16 protein-coding genes are annotated in these 13,443 nt (G+C 71.2%); 6 read left to right on the forward strand and 10 right to left on the reverse strand.

Annotated elements, in window-relative coordinates:
* Positions 1-33 precede the first annotated feature (33 nt).
* Entirely contained in the window at positions 34-480 is a 447-nt protein-coding gene (locus ACIBCA_RS17325; RefSeq protein WP_396283729.1) for a hypothetical protein, read from the forward strand.
* 62 nt (positions 481-542) lie between these two features.
* On the opposite strand, the gene ACIBCA_RS17330 is transcribed toward ACIBCA_RS17325, so the two are convergent.
* The 3 genes from ACIBCA_RS17330 to ACIBCA_RS17340 all read right to left on the reverse strand — a co-directional run bounded on the left by ACIBCA_RS17330 (position 543) and on the right by ACIBCA_RS17340 (position 2,896).
* Positions 543-842: a hypothetical protein gene (locus tag ACIBCA_RS17330; protein WP_396283863.1), complete on the reverse strand. Its 300-nt coding sequence runs from the start codon at positions 840-842 to the stop codon at positions 543-545.
* Between the two features lie 400 nt (positions 843-1,242).
* On the reverse strand, positions 1,243-1,533 hold the full coding sequence (locus tag ACIBCA_RS17335) for a hypothetical protein (protein ID WP_396283730.1): 291 nt from the start codon (positions 1,531-1,533) through the stop codon (positions 1,243-1,245).
* Between the two features lie 70 nt (positions 1,534-1,603).
* On the reverse strand, positions 1,604-2,896 hold the full coding sequence (locus ACIBCA_RS17340; protein WP_396283731.1) for an MFS transporter: 1,293 nt from the start codon (positions 2,894-2,896) through the stop codon (positions 1,604-1,606).
* Positions 2,897-2,955: 59 nt separating this feature from the next.
* On the opposite strand from ACIBCA_RS17340, the gene ACIBCA_RS17345 reads away from it, so the two are divergent.
* The 3 genes from ACIBCA_RS17345 (at position 2,956) to ACIBCA_RS17355 (ending at position 5,156) form a co-directional block, all read left to right on the forward strand.
* Positions 2,956-3,348 (forward strand): MerR family DNA-binding protein, encoded by a 393-nt coding sequence (locus ACIBCA_RS17345; protein ID WP_396283732.1) that lies wholly within the window; start codon positions 2,956-2,958, stop codon positions 3,346-3,348.
* 80 nt (positions 3,349-3,428) lie between these two features.
* Positions 3,429-4,394, forward strand: a complete 966-nt coding sequence (locus ACIBCA_RS17350; protein ID WP_396283733.1) for a GlxA family transcriptional regulator — start codon at positions 3,429-3,431, stop codon at positions 4,392-4,394.
* Between the two features lie 27 nt (positions 4,395-4,421).
* Positions 4,422-5,156 carry an SDR family NAD(P)-dependent oxidoreductase gene (locus ACIBCA_RS17355; RefSeq protein WP_396283734.1) on the forward strand — a complete coding sequence of 245 codons (735 nt, stop codon included), beginning with the start codon at positions 4,422-4,424 and terminating at the stop codon, positions 5,154-5,156.
* 212 nt (positions 5,157-5,368) lie between these two features.
* On the opposite strand, the gene ACIBCA_RS17360 is transcribed toward ACIBCA_RS17355, so the two are convergent.
* Together ACIBCA_RS17360 and ACIBCA_RS17365 are read right to left on the reverse strand one after the other, a co-directional pair.
* Positions 5,369-5,596 carry a hypothetical protein gene (locus ACIBCA_RS17360; protein ID WP_396283735.1) on the reverse strand — a complete coding sequence of 76 codons (228 nt, stop codon included), beginning with the start codon at positions 5,594-5,596 and terminating at the stop codon, positions 5,369-5,371.
* Between the two features lie 8 nt (positions 5,597-5,604).
* On the reverse strand, positions 5,605-5,892 hold the full coding sequence (locus ACIBCA_RS17365) for a hypothetical protein (protein ID WP_396283736.1): 288 nt from the start codon (positions 5,890-5,892) through the stop codon (positions 5,605-5,607).
* 155 nt (positions 5,893-6,047) lie between these two features.
* On the opposite strand from ACIBCA_RS17365, the gene ACIBCA_RS17370 reads away from it, so the two are divergent.
* Positions 6,048-7,097: a Scr1 family TA system antitoxin-like transcriptional regulator gene (locus ACIBCA_RS17370; RefSeq protein WP_396283737.1), complete on the forward strand. Its 1,050-nt coding sequence runs from the start codon at positions 6,048-6,050 to the stop codon at positions 7,095-7,097.
* Between the two features lie 132 nt (positions 7,098-7,229).
* Here ACIBCA_RS17370 and ACIBCA_RS17375 read toward each other — a convergent pair whose 3' ends face one another.
* Together ACIBCA_RS17375 and ACIBCA_RS17380 are read right to left on the reverse strand one after the other, a co-directional pair.
* Positions 7,230-8,408, reverse strand: a complete 1,179-nt coding sequence (locus ACIBCA_RS17375) for an alpha/beta hydrolase family protein (RefSeq protein WP_396283738.1) — start codon at positions 8,406-8,408, stop codon at positions 7,230-7,232.
* Between the two features lie 196 nt (positions 8,409-8,604).
* Positions 8,605-9,138, reverse strand: coding sequence for a winged helix-turn-helix transcriptional regulator (locus ACIBCA_RS17380; protein ID WP_396283739.1), 534 nt, complete (start codon positions 9,136-9,138; stop codon positions 8,605-8,607).
* Positions 9,139-9,257: 119 nt separating this feature from the next.
* Here ACIBCA_RS17380 and ACIBCA_RS17385 point away from each other — a divergent pair, with 119 nt between their 5' ends.
* Positions 9,258-9,617, forward strand: a complete 360-nt coding sequence (locus tag ACIBCA_RS17385; protein ID WP_396283740.1) for a nuclear transport factor 2 family protein — start codon at positions 9,258-9,260, stop codon at positions 9,615-9,617.
* Between the two features lie 387 nt (positions 9,618-10,004).
* On the opposite strand, the gene ACIBCA_RS17390 is transcribed toward ACIBCA_RS17385, so the two are convergent.
* From ACIBCA_RS17390 to ACIBCA_RS17400, 3 genes are all read right to left on the reverse strand, one after another.
* Entirely contained in the window at positions 10,005-11,393 is a 1,389-nt protein-coding gene (locus ACIBCA_RS17390) for a serine/threonine-protein kinase (protein WP_396283741.1), read from the reverse strand.
* Between the two features lie 104 nt (positions 11,394-11,497).
* On the reverse strand, positions 11,498-12,166 hold the full coding sequence (locus ACIBCA_RS17395) for a response regulator (RefSeq protein ID WP_396283742.1): 669 nt from the start codon (positions 12,164-12,166) through the stop codon (positions 11,498-11,500).
* Positions 12,163-13,386 carry a sensor histidine kinase gene (locus ACIBCA_RS17400; RefSeq protein ID WP_396283743.1) on the reverse strand — a complete coding sequence of 408 codons (1,224 nt, stop codon included), beginning with the start codon at positions 13,384-13,386 and terminating at the stop codon, positions 12,163-12,165. Before ACIBCA_RS17400 ends, ACIBCA_RS17395 begins: the two co-directional genes overlap by 4 nt.
* Positions 13,387-13,443 lie beyond the last annotated feature (57 nt).

Consider the following 13,443-nt stretch of genomic DNA (forward strand, 5'->3'; position numbering starts at 1 on the left):
CATGCGGATGCCGCGCTGCGTACGGTTCCTCGCATGACAGACGGGCTGACCGTGGACGAGTCCCTACGGGCCTTGGCCGCCCTCGAGGCGGCGTGGAAGAACGACGACGAGGCGCTCACCGCGCTCGCCCTGGGCGGAGCCGACGAGCGCCAACTCCCGGCGCTGGTCGCCGCCTACGGCGAACACGCGATGGACACGCTGATGGCACTCGCCTTCGGCCTGCGGGCGACGATGAGCGAACAGGAGATGGTGGACCTCTCCGACGCCGTCAGCTCCAACATCGGCGCCCGCATGAGCGCCCTGCTCACCCGGAGCCTCAAGGCGTGGGGCGAGGCGACGGCGGCCGACGACCTGCCGGCGACGAAGGCCATCGCCCACGCCGTCATCGACGCGATGCGAGCCGTCACGGAGGACCCGGCCAAGACCGAAGTCCTGCCCCTGCTGGCCACGTTCCGCACGTACGCCCTCAACGGCGCCTGAGGCGCCCCCGGTTCCGCGCGGGCTTCGCCCGTCCTCGAAGCCCGCGCACTCATGCGGCCATGTCAGTCGAGGATCGGGCCGGCTGCCGACCAGCGCTGGCCTCGGGGCCTCTGGTAGCCCGACTCCAGTCGCGTGCCGTCCTTGTCGACGACCACGTAGTCGGTGAGGACCTTGTACGGGTCGCCGTTCTCGTAGAGCCACACGCTGATGCAGCCGTCCTTGACGTAGGTCTCGAACCAGACGTCGGCGTCCTTCGCCTCGGAGCGGAGGACGAGGGTCTCGTCCGGCTTCAGCCAGTAGTCCTCGCAGATCGGTTCGATGAAGAGGCAGAGGTCCCTGGTGCCGTGATTCGTCACCGGCATGGTGCTGCGGCCCACTGATTCTCCAAAGACTCGACGCCCCGACACCCTCAGCCTAACCGCGCACCGAACACCCGTGCGGTTCACTGACCGCTTCACCGACGAGCCGTCCATGCGCAGGAAGTCGGCCCGTCCGACTTCCTGCGCGGGCTTGCGCGCTCAGGGACAGGGGATAGGACACCAGCACCCTGGAGAACACATCCGACGTCGAGGCCCGCGAGCGCCGAGGCCGCTTGTGGGTCGACGCCTCTTCCGCGCCGCGCTATTCGGAGGGCCTGTGGTTCTTTGCGGCAGCGGATTTGCGGTCACCTTCGCATTCTGACGAGGTACTCGAGGCATGCGCCACTGGATTGCCGAGCCCGCCCCGGGCCGGTTCCGGACGGCCCGGGGCGTCGACGAACCGTCAGGGCACGGAGACGCTGGCCCCGAAGTCGAAGGAGCCCATCTCGCCCGGCCCGACCGTGCCGTTGACCGGGCCGGTGCAGTCGTCGTTGCCGAAGACCGTGACGGTCTGGTCGGTCTGGTTGTCGACGACCGTCGGCCATCCCGGGGAGTTGTAGCAGCCGGACGGGTCCTGGATGGCCTGGCCGTTGAGGATGATCGCGCCGGCGGCCGCGCCGGCGCTGGTGGCGGTGGCCAGGCAGAGGGCGGCGGCGGTCAGGGCGATGCCGGCGGCGCGGAGGACTCGCTTCAAGGGGTTCTCCCGGTGCTGGAGGGGTGGGTGGCGAGGTCGCCGCGTCAGTGCTTCCCTGCCCGCCGACCGGCTATCCCTTCCGCAGGCGAACCACTACCACGCGCCCCGACCCCCCGGAGTGGGAAGTCGGCCCGGCCGACTTCCCACGCATGGCGAGGAAGGCGGCGGCCAGGACCGCCGTGAGGATCATGGCGAGGCCGCAGCCACTCAGCAGCGCCGGCGCGTCCACCCGGTGCAGGAGCAGCCCGCCGAGCACGGCGCCCAGGGGCGAGGCCGTGACGAGCACCGCGCTGCGGAGGGCGAGCACCTCGGTGAGCGAGCCGCTCGGCGCCCTCTTCTGCAGCAGCGCGAGGGACAGCGCGGAGTACGGCCCGTAGATAAGCCCCGCCGCCGCGAAGCCGATCAGGGACGGTACGGCGGTGTCGGAGAGTGCGAAGGGCAGCAGGCTGACGCCGTGGCCCGCGACGATGGCGATCATGGTCGGCCACAGCGGCAACCGCCCGGCCGCTCCGGCGCCGAGAGCCCCGACGACGCTTCCCACGCCGAACGCGACCCAGTACGCGCCGAGCAGCCCGGCGCCGTCGTTCAGGGAGTGCACGACGAACAGCGGCAGCGCGACCTCGACCGGACCGTAGGCCAGGTTGAACAGCCAGGTCAGCACCAGCAGTCCGAGCAGCTCCGGGTGGCGCCGCAGCACCCCCAGGCCCTGTCGCGCGCCGGTCGAGCCGGTCGGCCCGGTCTCCGCTACCGGCACCGCGACCCGGCTCGCCTGCACCGCCAGCACCGCGAAGGTGACCGCGTCCAGGCCGATGATCCACGCGGGCGGCACCGCGCCCGCCAGCAGGCCCGCCAACGCGGGCCCGAGCACGATCGCACTCGACAGGCTGGTGCTCAGCGCGCTGTTCGCGGCCAGCCGCAGCCCGTCGTCCAGCAGCGGCGCGAACAGGGCGTACTTGCCGGCCTTGCCCCAGGCGTGAAGCAGCGAGGAGGCGCCCAGCAGCACCACGTAGCCGGTCGGGCCGAGCACGCCGGCCACGTCCGCGACCGGGATCGCCCCCAGTAGCAGCGCCCGCAGGGCGGCGTCCGCGACCAGCAGCCGTCGCGCCGGCAGCCGCCTCAGCCAGCGGCCCAGCAGCAGCGCGCCGAGCACCCCCGGCAGCGCGTACGCGGCGACGCTGATCCCGACCAACGCGCCCTGTCCGCCGGGCGGGGCCAGCGAGAGCGCCAGCCAGGCGACGGCGACGGTGCTCATGCCGTCCCCCAGGTCCGACAGGGCGAAGACGGGCATCAGTCGGCGGAACGGGCGGACGGCGAACAGCGGGCGGTAGGCGGCGGGCAGCAGGCGCCCCGGAGATGAGATCATGCAGGTCACACTCGTGCTTCAAGCTCGCATGAAGTCAACCCAGCCAGGGGGGCGTTGGCGTGCGGTATCTGGGGATCGGCGAACTGGCCCGAAGGGTGCAGGTGCAGGCCTCCGCGCTGCGCTACTGGGAGGAGCGCGGGCTGCTGCCGGGCTCCCATCGCGAGGCGGGCCGACGGGTCTGGCCCGTCACCGCCGTCCGGCGGGTCGCGCTGATCCGGATGGCGCAGCGGGCCGGCTTCACCCTCGCCGAGATCGCGGGCCTGCTGAACGGCGACACCTCCCCCGGAGCCACCCGCCAGTGGCGCGAACTCGCCGCCCGCAAACTCCCCGAGCTCGACGAGCACATCACCCGGACGCAGGCGCTGCGCCGGGCGGTCGCGGACTGCATGGAGTGCGCCTGCATGAACTTCGACCGATGCGTGCTCCTGGCGGCGTCCGAGGACGCGCCCTGACCGAAGGACCTTCGGGTGTGGCGCGATGTGTGGGGTGCCCGTCGTTGACGCCATCCGCGCAGGTCAGGCAGCCTGCTGGCATGCGTCGGGTGGTGTTCGTGGTGTTCGAGGGGTTCCAGGCGGTCGACCTGGTGGGCCCGCATGCGGTGTTCCACTACGCCCAGGAGGCGGTCGGCGGGTACGACTGCCGGGTGGTGGCGCCCCGGGCGGGGCTGGTCCGGTCGTCCAGCGGGCTGCCGATGGCCGCCGAGTACGGGATCGACGGGATCGACGGCCTCGAACCTGAGGGCGTGGACACCCTCGTCGTGATCGGTGGCCCGGGGGTCGTCGAGGCGCGGGGGGACGGGGAGTTGGTCGCGTGGATCGGTGCCGCTGCGGCCGGGGCACGGCGGGTCGCGTCGGTGTGCAGCGGGGCGCTGCTGCTGGCCGCGACCGGGGTCCTCGCCGGGCGGCGGGTCACGACACACTGGAGGAAGGAGCGGCAACTCGCCGCTGATCACCCGGAGTTGACCGTCGACTGCGACCCGATCTTCATCCGGGACGGCCATGTGTGGACCTCGGCCGGGGTCAGCGCCGGGATGGACCTCGCCCTCGCCCTGGTCGAGGACGACCACGGCCCCGAACTCGCCCTCGCCGCCGCCCGCGAGATGGTGCTGTACCTGCGACGGCCGGGCAACCAGTCGCAGTTCAGCGTCCCGCTGTGGTCGGCGCAGCCGAGCAGCGACCCGATCCGCAGGGCCGTCCGCGCCATCCAGGACGATCCGGGGGCCCGGCACACCGTCACCGCCCTCGCGGCCTGCGCCGGGCTCAGCCCGCGCCACCTGCAACGCCGGTTCACGGCGGAGATCGGAAGCGGGCCGGCGGCGTACGTGGAGCGCGTACGGGTCGAGGCGGCCCGGCGGGCCCTCACCGAGGGCGACGAGCCGGTGGCGGCGCTCGCCCGGCGCCTCGGCTTCGGGACGGCGGAGACGCTGCGGCGCACGTTCCACCGCCGGATCGGGATCGCGCCGACCGAGTACCGCGAGCGCTTTGGCTCTGTTCGCTGAATCCGTACGAACTTGGGAGAGCATCACATGGAAGAACGCTTCGTCACGGTCGTCACCGGCGGAAGCCGAGGCATCGGCGCGGCCATCTGCGCCCGCCTCGCGAAGGAGGGGCATGACGTCGCTATCGGCTACCGGTCGGACAGTTCGGCGGCGGAGACGGTCGCCGAGGTGGTGCGGGGCGCTGGTCGCCGGTGCATCGTCGTGCGCGCCGACACGGCGGACGAGGCGGACGTCGACCACCTCTTCGACCGTGCTGCCGCCGAACTCGGGCCCGTCACGGCGCTGGTGAACAACGCCGGCACCGGCGGCCCGGTCGGGCCGCTCGCCGACGCGGACCCGGAGGGGCTGCGGCGGGCGCTGGAGGTCAACGTCCTGGGGTACCTGCTCTGCGCGCGGCGCGCCATCCTGGACATGTCGGGGACGGGCGGGGGCGCGATCGTCAACATCTCGTCGGCTGCGGCGACGCTTGGGAGCCCGGGGCAGTACGTTCACTACGCTGCGGCGAAGGCTGCTGTCGACGCGATGACGGTGGGGCTGTCGAAGGAGGTCGCCGGGCAGGGCATTCGGGTCAACTGCGTGGCGCCCGGCACGATTTGGACGGAGTTCCACCAGGATCCGGAGCGCCCCCGCAAGGTGGCGTCGGCGATTCCGATGGGTCGCGCCGGGCAGCCGGAGGAGATTGCTGCGGCGGTCTCTTGGCTGCTTTCGGGCGACGCGTCATATGCGACTGGGGCGGTGCTGCGGGTTTCCGGGGGGCTGTAGTTCGGCGCGGGCTTCGAGGTTCCTCGAAGCCCGCGCGGCTTACGGGTGCGTCCTCATCCAGCAGGCGGCGAGCGCGAATCCGCCCGTTGAGGAGCCGAGGAAGATGAGGACGAACACCAACGCGCTTGCCGAGGTTGAGACGTTCTCGGGTAATGCGAGGAAGACGACGCTTGCGAGAACGAAGCTGCCGACGGTGATGACGCCGGCGGCGACTACGGTCGCATACCTCGCCGGAGGACGACGACCAGCCGTTCGATGACGTCCGGCCGGGCGGCTCCGAGGTCGATCAGGATGACTCCGGTGGCTTTGGCCGACCGCCAGTCGATGCCGAGCGAGGGGAGTTTCACTTGAGCGGCGTGCAGGACGGCCTGGAGGTCGTCGAGGATGTCGGCGGCGGCCCGACGGTCGTCGGTTGTGGTCTTGTCGATCATGCTGTTCATGGGGCATCTCACTGTTCGGTGGTGGAGATCCAGCGCGGTTCGGTGTCCCACTCGACACCGCCGGTGAGGGGGCGGAGGAAGATGTGCCCCTGCTGCCACCCCATGAAGGCGCCCCACTGTCCGGAGCGGACGTCGAAGACCCGCTCGCCGATGATGAACGGCCGGTAGGGGTCGGACGGCGGCGCCACCCGCCTCGCGGGCGGCGCCGCCGGGGCGATGGCGTCCGCGCACAGGCGCGATTCCGGGATGGAGTCGCCGCACTGCGCGCAGCGGCACGGCGGGAAATTCCGCCGCAAAATCAAACTCTCAGTAGATTGACCGTTTGTCATATCTACACCTCCGAGATTCTGGTCACCGAGCAGCTCCCTTTTCGCTAACTCCTCACTAAGGGTGGCCAATCGTGACTAGCATCGGAAGGGCTTCACTTTGACATCCGGTCTTGTGGAATGACGTGATCACCGTGCCGCAGCAGGAGATTGACCTCGCCTCATCACCCCACGCCGCCATCGGCGCCCAACTCCGCCGATTCCGCAAGGCCAAGGGCTACACGCAGATCCAGCTCGGCGAGTTGATCCACTACAGCGACTCGCTGATCTCCCTGATCGAGAACGGCCAACGCCCCGCCCCGCTGACTCTCCTCCGCCGTGCCGACAAGGTGCTCGACACCTGCGGAGCGCTTGAACTCCTGTACTGGAGCACGAAGGGCAGCACCCTCATCGGCGGATTCCTCGCCTATATCGAGCACGAGACCAAGGCCACCGCCCTCAAGATCTTCGAGCTGAACGTCATCCCTGGACTTCTCCAGACCCGGGCCTACGCTTCCGCCCTCATCACCGCCGCAGCCCGCCGAGGAGAGATCCCCGAGGACAAGATCGACGAACGCCTTAATGTCCGCATGGCACGTCAGGCGATGCTGTTTCGAGAGCCCGCTCCATCTGTCCACATCATCATGGAGGAGAGCTGCCTGCGCCCCATCGGAGGCCCCTTCGTCATGGCCGAACAGCTCAGGTGGCTCGAGAGCATGGCCACCCTTCCGCACGTCACACTTCAGATCGCACCGGCCAGCCTCGGCGAAGACCTCCCTGCGACTTGGCCGTTCACGCTCCTGACCACCCCGAACGAGACGTGGATGGCCTACCTCGAAACCATCCAGCGTGGCTACGTTGAGCGCGATGATCAGAACGAAGTCCGCTCCCTCGCAAGGCGTTACGATTGGCTCCAGGTCCAAGCCCTCTCGTGCGCGGACTCTCTGGCATTCATCCGCGCCCGGCTGAAGGAGTTCTGCGCCATGTTCCCCATCGAGGCGATCAAGCCCAACTCCTGGATGAAGTCGTCCTACAGCAACGGCGGCGGCCAGTGCATCGAGGTCGCCCCCGGCCTCCCGGGCATCCTCCCGGTCCGCGACAGCAAGGACCCCGACGGCCCCCAACTCGCCTTCGGCGAAGCCGCCTGGAAGTCCTTCATCGCCAGTGTGAAGTCCGGTGACTTCGGCGCCGTCTAGCCACCTGACCTACAACGGCAGGTACTCCGCGACAGCCGGCAAAGAGGCGACGGCCTGCACCACGCGGTGCAGGCCGTCGCCCACATGCACAATCCGAACCAGCAGATCAGGCCATACGCCGACCTGCCGACATCAGTTCTGGAAGACGACTTCAGGGTTGTCCGCCGTGGGGCCGTCCAGCAGCGGGCTACAGATCCCCTTCAGCGTCTGGTCGAAGAACGCCGTCACGTACTCACGTGTGATCTCCATCCCGCGTTCCGGGGAGAGGGCCGGCTGCGCCGGGAAGCCGGCCTGCTTCTCGAGTACCTCCAGGTCGGCGAAGCTGAAGTGGTCGGCGCCGGTGACCGTCAGCCACTTCTTGTAGCCGCCGAGGGCGGCCCAGCTCTGCTCCCACGTGGTGTCGTGGCCGCCGGGCGTGTGGTCGCCTCGGCCCAGCATGAGGAACGGCCGGTCGATCTGACCGGGCGTCGGGACCGGGTGGAAGGCGCCGTCCATATCCACCCCGGCCCGTACGCGCGGGTCGGCGACCATCGTGGCGGCGGCCGCCCCTCCGCCGAGGGAGTGTCCGGCCATGCCGATCTCGTGCTTGTCGATGAGGTGTCCCAGGCGCCACGCGGTGTTGCCGTGCGTCAACTGGTCGATCACGAAGGACACGTCCTGCGCACGGCTGGCGGTCTCGAAGTTGAAGTCGATCTGCTCCGGGTGATCGCAGATCGCGCACGGCGGCGTCCGGCCGTCCGCCAGCGTCTCGCCGGTGTCCTCGTAGGTGTGGCCGACGAGCGCGACGACGTAGCCATGGCTGGCCAGCTCGGTCGCGAGCGAGGTGAGCGTCATGCGCGGGTTCTCGGCCGCGGCCGAGAGGACCACCAGCGGGTACTTGCCGTGCTGCGGCCGCGCACCGTCGAAGGCTTGGGTGGTGACGCCGGACAGGGTCTGCGGGGTGATGCCGGAGCTCGCCGGTATCTTCGCGTGATCGAGGACTCCGGCTGCCTCGGCGAGGGTCATGTAGGGGGCGGGCGTTCCGGTCCCGGCGACGGCCGGGTAGATCATCGTGACGGCCAGCTGGCGCGGGCCGGACGACGGCACCCACGGGTCGATCCGGTTCGTGTCGGTGAGGTGGATGATCTCCTCACCTGCGGCGTACGGCCCGGTCGGCGCCGGAAGCACGCCCTGGAAGGACCGCGCGGGCGCGGTGGCCGCTGCCGGCGCGGCCACCGGCGTGGTCGTGGCGGCGAACCCGGTGCCGGTTCCGGCGATGACGGCGGCGAGCGCCAGGGCTGCGACGGCGCTGATTCGGCGGTTGCGATTCATGAGGGTGACGCTAGGTTCTGCGACCCCTGCATCGAATCACCCCACGGTCCGGTGTCGCTCGTAGCCCCCGCGAGCTACCGGAGTCATACGCCGGGACTACGTCGTGCGGCTCCCTCTGCCGCCAGCGACAACGGCCGCCCGCCGTAGGCACCCTGACGAACCGCCCGCCCCGACGGGTCCGGGGCGGGCGGAGCGCTTACGGAGCACCCGCCCCAGGGTCGGCGCTTCGCGATCGCCGCTGCCGATCGAGTTCGGCATAGCGCTCGCGCATCGCCGCGCTGGCCGCCGGGCCGGCGCTGAACACGTACGCGTCGTGGTCGTCGAGGCGCTTCCCGGTGCGGGCGTCGACCACGACCGGTTCCGCTTCCTGGCCGGTCTCGGCGTCGACGAGGATCATGGACCGGTCCTGCGGGGCCAGGTGCCGGTTTCCCCAGGCGGCCAGGGCGACGATCACGGGCCGCAGGGAGTGCCCGCGCTCGGTGAGGACGTACTCGTGGCGAACCGGGTTCGTCCGGTAGGGCCGCCGCTCCAGCAGGCCGTCGGCGACCAGGGTCTTCAACCGTGCCGTGAGCATGCTGGTGGAGATGCCCAGGCTCTGCTGGAACTGGTCGAAGCGCGTGTAGCCGTCGAAGGCGTCGTGGAGGATCAGCAGCGTCCACCACTCGCCGACGTGCTGGACCGTGGTCGACAGTGGGCACTCGCGATCCTCCAGCCGGATCCGGCTCGGCATGGCACCCTCCCTGGTTACTGCTAAAGTGAAAGTTACTGGCTTCTATTTTAGCAGTTTCCAGGGGCGTGCCCTCCCTGCGGCCCGGCCCCGCCGGCATCCATCGCATCTGTGAGGCACCCATGACCGAACGCACCGACCCCGTCGAGGTCGCCGACCTGCCGGAGGTCGTCACCCGCTACCTACGGGCCCACGACGCGAAGGACGTCGCCACCGCCGTGGCGACGTTCGCGCCCGAGGCCACCGTCACCGACGACGGCCGTACCTACCACGGCGCGGCCGCCATCCGCGGCTGGCTGGAGCAGAGCAGCACCCAGTTCACCTACACCGCCACGCTCATCGGAGCCGAGCGCCACGGTCCCGACCGGTACACCGCAGTCCAGCACCTCGAAGGCGACTTCCCCGGCGGGCAGGTCGACCTGCGCTACCGCTTCGTCCTCGACGAGCAGAGCCGGATCAGCGAGCTCGTCATCGCCCCCTGACGACCCCGGCCCGCCACGGAGTCCGTCGGGCCGCCACCCGAGGATCGCGAGGAAGAATGAAGACCTGGTTCATCACCGGCGGCACTCCGGCGCGAAGTCCCCGTCCGGGACCGAGTGGTCCAGGCGCCGCGTCAGGTTGCCGACCAGAATGTCGTTGAGCATGGGATGGTCCTTCCTCTCGCGCAAAGCCGGTCGCCACACCGCTGCGGCGGCGCCGGGAATCCGCTGCCAGGGGAGCCTGGTGCTCCACGGCCCTGGCGGCGTCAACGACGGTACGGAGTAGTGAATCGGCTACTCAACGTGCTTGCGGCTTCTTGCGGAAGCTCATCCCAGGGCGTCGAGCGCAGTGGTGATCAGCTGCCGGGCCGCCGGCACCTCCCGCTACGGCTACGGCGAGGGCTGCGGACCCGCCGCCGGCCGGACGTCCGTCGTCAGGTCGGCGTCGTCGCGGGGGTGGACGGTGCAGTAGGCGAAGTGGCCGGCGCCCGAGAGCCAGTCGGTCTTGGTCGGGCCGAGGACGGCGCGGGAGAGGCTCAGCGAGGGGTGGGCGGAGGTGACGGCCGTGACGGCGGTGAAGCAGTCGCTGCTCAGGAGGTTCAGGGCGGTGGGCCACTTCGCGGCGAAGGCCGGGTCGGTGAGGGTGAGCACCTTGACGACCTGGCCCTGGTGGGGGCGCGTGCAGTCGAGCCGCGTCCAGCCGAGGCCGGCGTCCACGTTGGTGTCCAGGTACGCGTCCGGGGCGCCGGTCGGCCTGGTGTAGGTGAGGCAGTCGCCGGGCTGGAGCTGGGCCGGGAGTGCAGTGGCGGTCGGGTGGTTGGGCTCCCAGCCGGGGGTCACGGAGCTGTCGGAGGTGGCGTAGGGCAGGTCGATGACCTTCACGGCGGCCAGGGCGAAGGCCAGGGAGGCCACGCCGCCGATGACGCCCCGGCGCGCCAGCTGCTTCCGGTCCTGGGCCTTCCTCGGATCGCGGGCCACGGGGATCTGCCGCACCGTCTTCGGGGCCCTGCGGCCGCCGTGGCGCTCGGCCAGGTGTCGTAGCCGCTCCGCCACGGGCCCGGCGGCGGCCGGGCGCTGCGCCGGGTCGGGCCGGAGCAGCTCGGTGATCAGCTGCGCCAGGTCCTTGGGGACGTCGGGGCGGAGCTCCCGCAGGGGCGGGCCTTCGGTGGTCGGCGGCAGCCGGGTCAGCAGGGCGTGCAGGGTGCCGCCCAGCGCGTACAGGTCGGCCCGGGCGTCGACGCTGCGGCCCGTGTACTGCTCCGGCGCCATGTAGGCGCGGGTGCCGACGGCCGTGGTGCGGTCGGTGGGCCCGGAGTCGTCGACGGCCTGCGGGCGTTCGTGGACGAGGCCGAAGTCCAGCAGCTTGACCGCGCCGTCCTCGGTCAGGAAGAGGTTGCTCGGCTTGACGTCCCGGTGCACCAGCCCGGCGGCGTGGGCCACGGCCAGAGCCTGCGCCACCTGCGCGCCGACCTCGGCGGCCCAGCCCACGGCGACGGGGCCGTCGTCCCGGCGGGCCTCCAGCGAACGTCCGGCCAGCAACTCCATGACCAGGTACGGCATGTCGTCGACCTCGCCGAAGTCGTGCACCACGACGATCCCCGGGTGCTGGAGCCCGGCGACGGCCCGCGCCTCGCGCAGGAAGCGCTCCCGGGACTCGGCGTCGGTCTCGTGCAGCAGCTTCACCGCCACGCGTCGGCCGAGCAGCCGGTCCTCGGCGGCCCAGACCTCGCCCATCCCGCCGGCACCCATCGGACGGTCCATCACGTACCGCTCTGCCACGACCGTGCCGCTCCGCACCGGGTCCGCCTTCCGCTCTTGTGATCATCCCTTGTGATCATCGGAGAGCCGCCCAGCATAGAGCCCCGGCGCCGACGGCCGTCGCCTTACGGCCGTCTGCGCGGCACGAGTCCGGCCTCGGAGGCGGTGATCGCCAGGTGGACGCGGTCCCGGGCCTCGAGTTTGGCGAACAGGCGTGCCACGTGCGTCTTCGCCGTCGAGGCGCTGATCACCAACCGTTCGGCGATCTCGGCGTTCGACAAGCCCTGTCCGACCAGGGCCAGCACCTCGCGCTCCCGGTCGGTGATCCCCGCGAGGAGACTCGGGTCCGGTTCGGGGGCCGCCGGGGCGGACGTTCCGGCGAAGTCGGCGATCAGCCGGCGGGTCACGCTCGGTGCGAGCAGCGCGTCGCCGGCCGCCACCACGCGGATGGCGTCCAGGATCGCGTCCAGGGCCATGCTCTTGAGCAGGAATCCGCTGGCTCCGGCGCGCAGGGCTCCGTAGACGTACTCGTCGTCGTCGAAGGTCGTCAGCACCAGCACCTTGGGCGGGTCGGGCTCGGCGCTCGTCTGCCGGGCGGCCTCGATGCCGTCCATGCCGGGCATGCGGATGTCCATCACCACGACGTCCGGCCGCAGTTCACGCACCAGGCGCACCGCCTCGACGCCGTCGCCGGCCTGGCCGACCACCTCCAGGTCGTCGGTGTCGCCGATCAGGATGGCGAGCCCGACCAGCATCAGCGGCTGGTCGTCGACCAGCAGGACCCGCACGCTCATACCGGGAGCCTCGCCGCCACCCGGAAGCCGCCCTCCGGACGCCGGCCGGCGCTGAACCGGCCGGACAGCAGCGTGACCCGCTCGCGCATGCCGAGCAGGCCGAAGCCGCTCCCGCCGGCCCCGGCCGCCGCCGAGGGCCTCGGACGGCCGGGCCCGCCGGGCCCTTCGTCCCCGTCGTCCACCACCTCGATCGTCACCCCCGTCGGCTCGTAACCGACCGCGACCCGGCACGTCCGCGCACCGGAATGCCGCACCACGTTCGTCACCGACTCCTGGACGATCCGGAACGCCGAGAGCTCGATCTCCGGTGGCAGCGGACGCCGCTCGCCCCGCCAGGTCACCTGGACCCGCACCCCGGCGTCGGCCGTGCGTTCGACGAGCCGCGGGACGTCCGCCAGGCTGCCGGCCGGCGCCAGCGGGGCGGCCCCCGGCATGGCGTCGTCGGGCTCGGCGCGGCGCAGCGCCCCCAGCATGCGCTGCAGCCCGAGCAGCGTCTCCCGGCTGGTGGACTCGATGCCGGTCAGCGCCTGCCGCGTCTGCTCGGGTCTGGTCTCCACGACCCGCGCCGCCGCTCCCGAGAGCACCGTGATGATCCCGATGCTGTGCGCGACGCTGTCGTGCAGTTCGCGGGCGATCCTCAGCCGCTCGGCCATGACGGCGCGGGCGGCGGTCTGCTCGTCCAGGGCTTCGAGGTACTCGCGGCGCTTGCGGTACACCCCGCCGAAGAGCCATGCGACCGCGAACACGAACGCGAGCTGCCCGGACCACCGGGCCGCTTCGCCGACGGGTTCCCCGTGGGGGACGAGGGTGCGCTCGGCGAACCCGGTCGCCACGGCCGCGACGGAGCCGACGGCGGCAGCCGTCGGCCGCCGGGCAGCGAGGTACCCGGCCAGGACCAGGAGCAGGAGGGTCACGATCCAGGGCCGCGCACCGAAGAGGTTGCCGAGGGCTACGTCTTCGCCCAGGACCGCCGCGAAGACCGTCGCGGGCAGACGGCGCACCAGAAGGATCGGAAGTGCGAGCACGACGCAGAGAACGATCACCTGGTCGGGCCCGACCTCGTGGAGCCCCAACGGGCCCTTGTAGCGCTGAATCTGACTGGGCGGCATCGCCAGAAGGAGCATCAGCGCGTAGAAGCAGGCGGCGGCCAGCACCACGGCCTGTGCCGTCAGCCAGGCCACGGGTGCCGAGGTCGAAAAACGCCGGAGCAGCTCTTCCATGCGGAGATCTTAGGGATCGGCGTCGGCGCTGCGCGTCGGCCCGGGGATGTACGCGGG

Source organism: Kitasatospora sp. NPDC051170 (assembly GCF_044455705.1).
GTDB lineage: Bacteria > Actinomycetota > Actinomycetes > Streptomycetales > Streptomycetaceae > Kitasatospora.

Coding starts and splice junctions, on each gene's coding strand:
- ACIBCA_RS17325 (WP_396283729.1), top strand. CDS start 34: ATGACAGACGGGCTGACCGTGGACGAGTCCCTACGGGCCTTGGCCGCC.
- ACIBCA_RS17330 (WP_396283863.1), bottom strand. CDS start 842: ATGCCGGTGACGAATCACGGCACCAGGGACCTCTGCCTCTTCATCGAA.
- ACIBCA_RS17340 (WP_396283731.1), bottom strand. CDS start 2,896: ATGATCTCATCTCCGGGGCGCCTGCTGCCCGCCGCCTACCGCCCGCTG.
- ACIBCA_RS17350 (WP_396283733.1), top strand. CDS start 3,429: ATGCGTCGGGTGGTGTTCGTGGTGTTCGAGGGGTTCCAGGCGGTCGAC.
- ACIBCA_RS17355 (WP_396283734.1), top strand. CDS start 4,422: ATGGAAGAACGCTTCGTCACGGTCGTCACCGGCGGAAGCCGAGGCATC.
- ACIBCA_RS17360 (WP_396283735.1), bottom strand. CDS start 5,596: ATGAACAGCATGATCGACAAGACCACAACCGACGACCGTCGGGCCGCC.
- ACIBCA_RS17375 (WP_396283738.1), bottom strand. CDS start 8,408: ATGAATCGCAACCGCCGAATCAGCGCCGTCGCAGCCCTGGCGCTCGCC.
- ACIBCA_RS17380 (WP_396283739.1), bottom strand. CDS start 9,138: ATGCCGAGCCGGATCCGGCTGGAGGATCGCGAGTGCCCACTGTCGACC.
- ACIBCA_RS17385 (WP_396283740.1), top strand. CDS start 9,258: ATGACCGAACGCACCGACCCCGTCGAGGTCGCCGACCTGCCGGAGGTC.
- ACIBCA_RS17395 (WP_396283742.1), bottom strand. CDS start 12,166: ATGAGCGTGCGGGTCCTGCTGGTCGACGACCAGCCGCTGATGCTGGTC.
- ACIBCA_RS17400 (WP_396283743.1), bottom strand. CDS start 13,386: ATGGAAGAGCTGCTCCGGCGTTTTTCGACCTCGGCACCCGTGGCCTGG.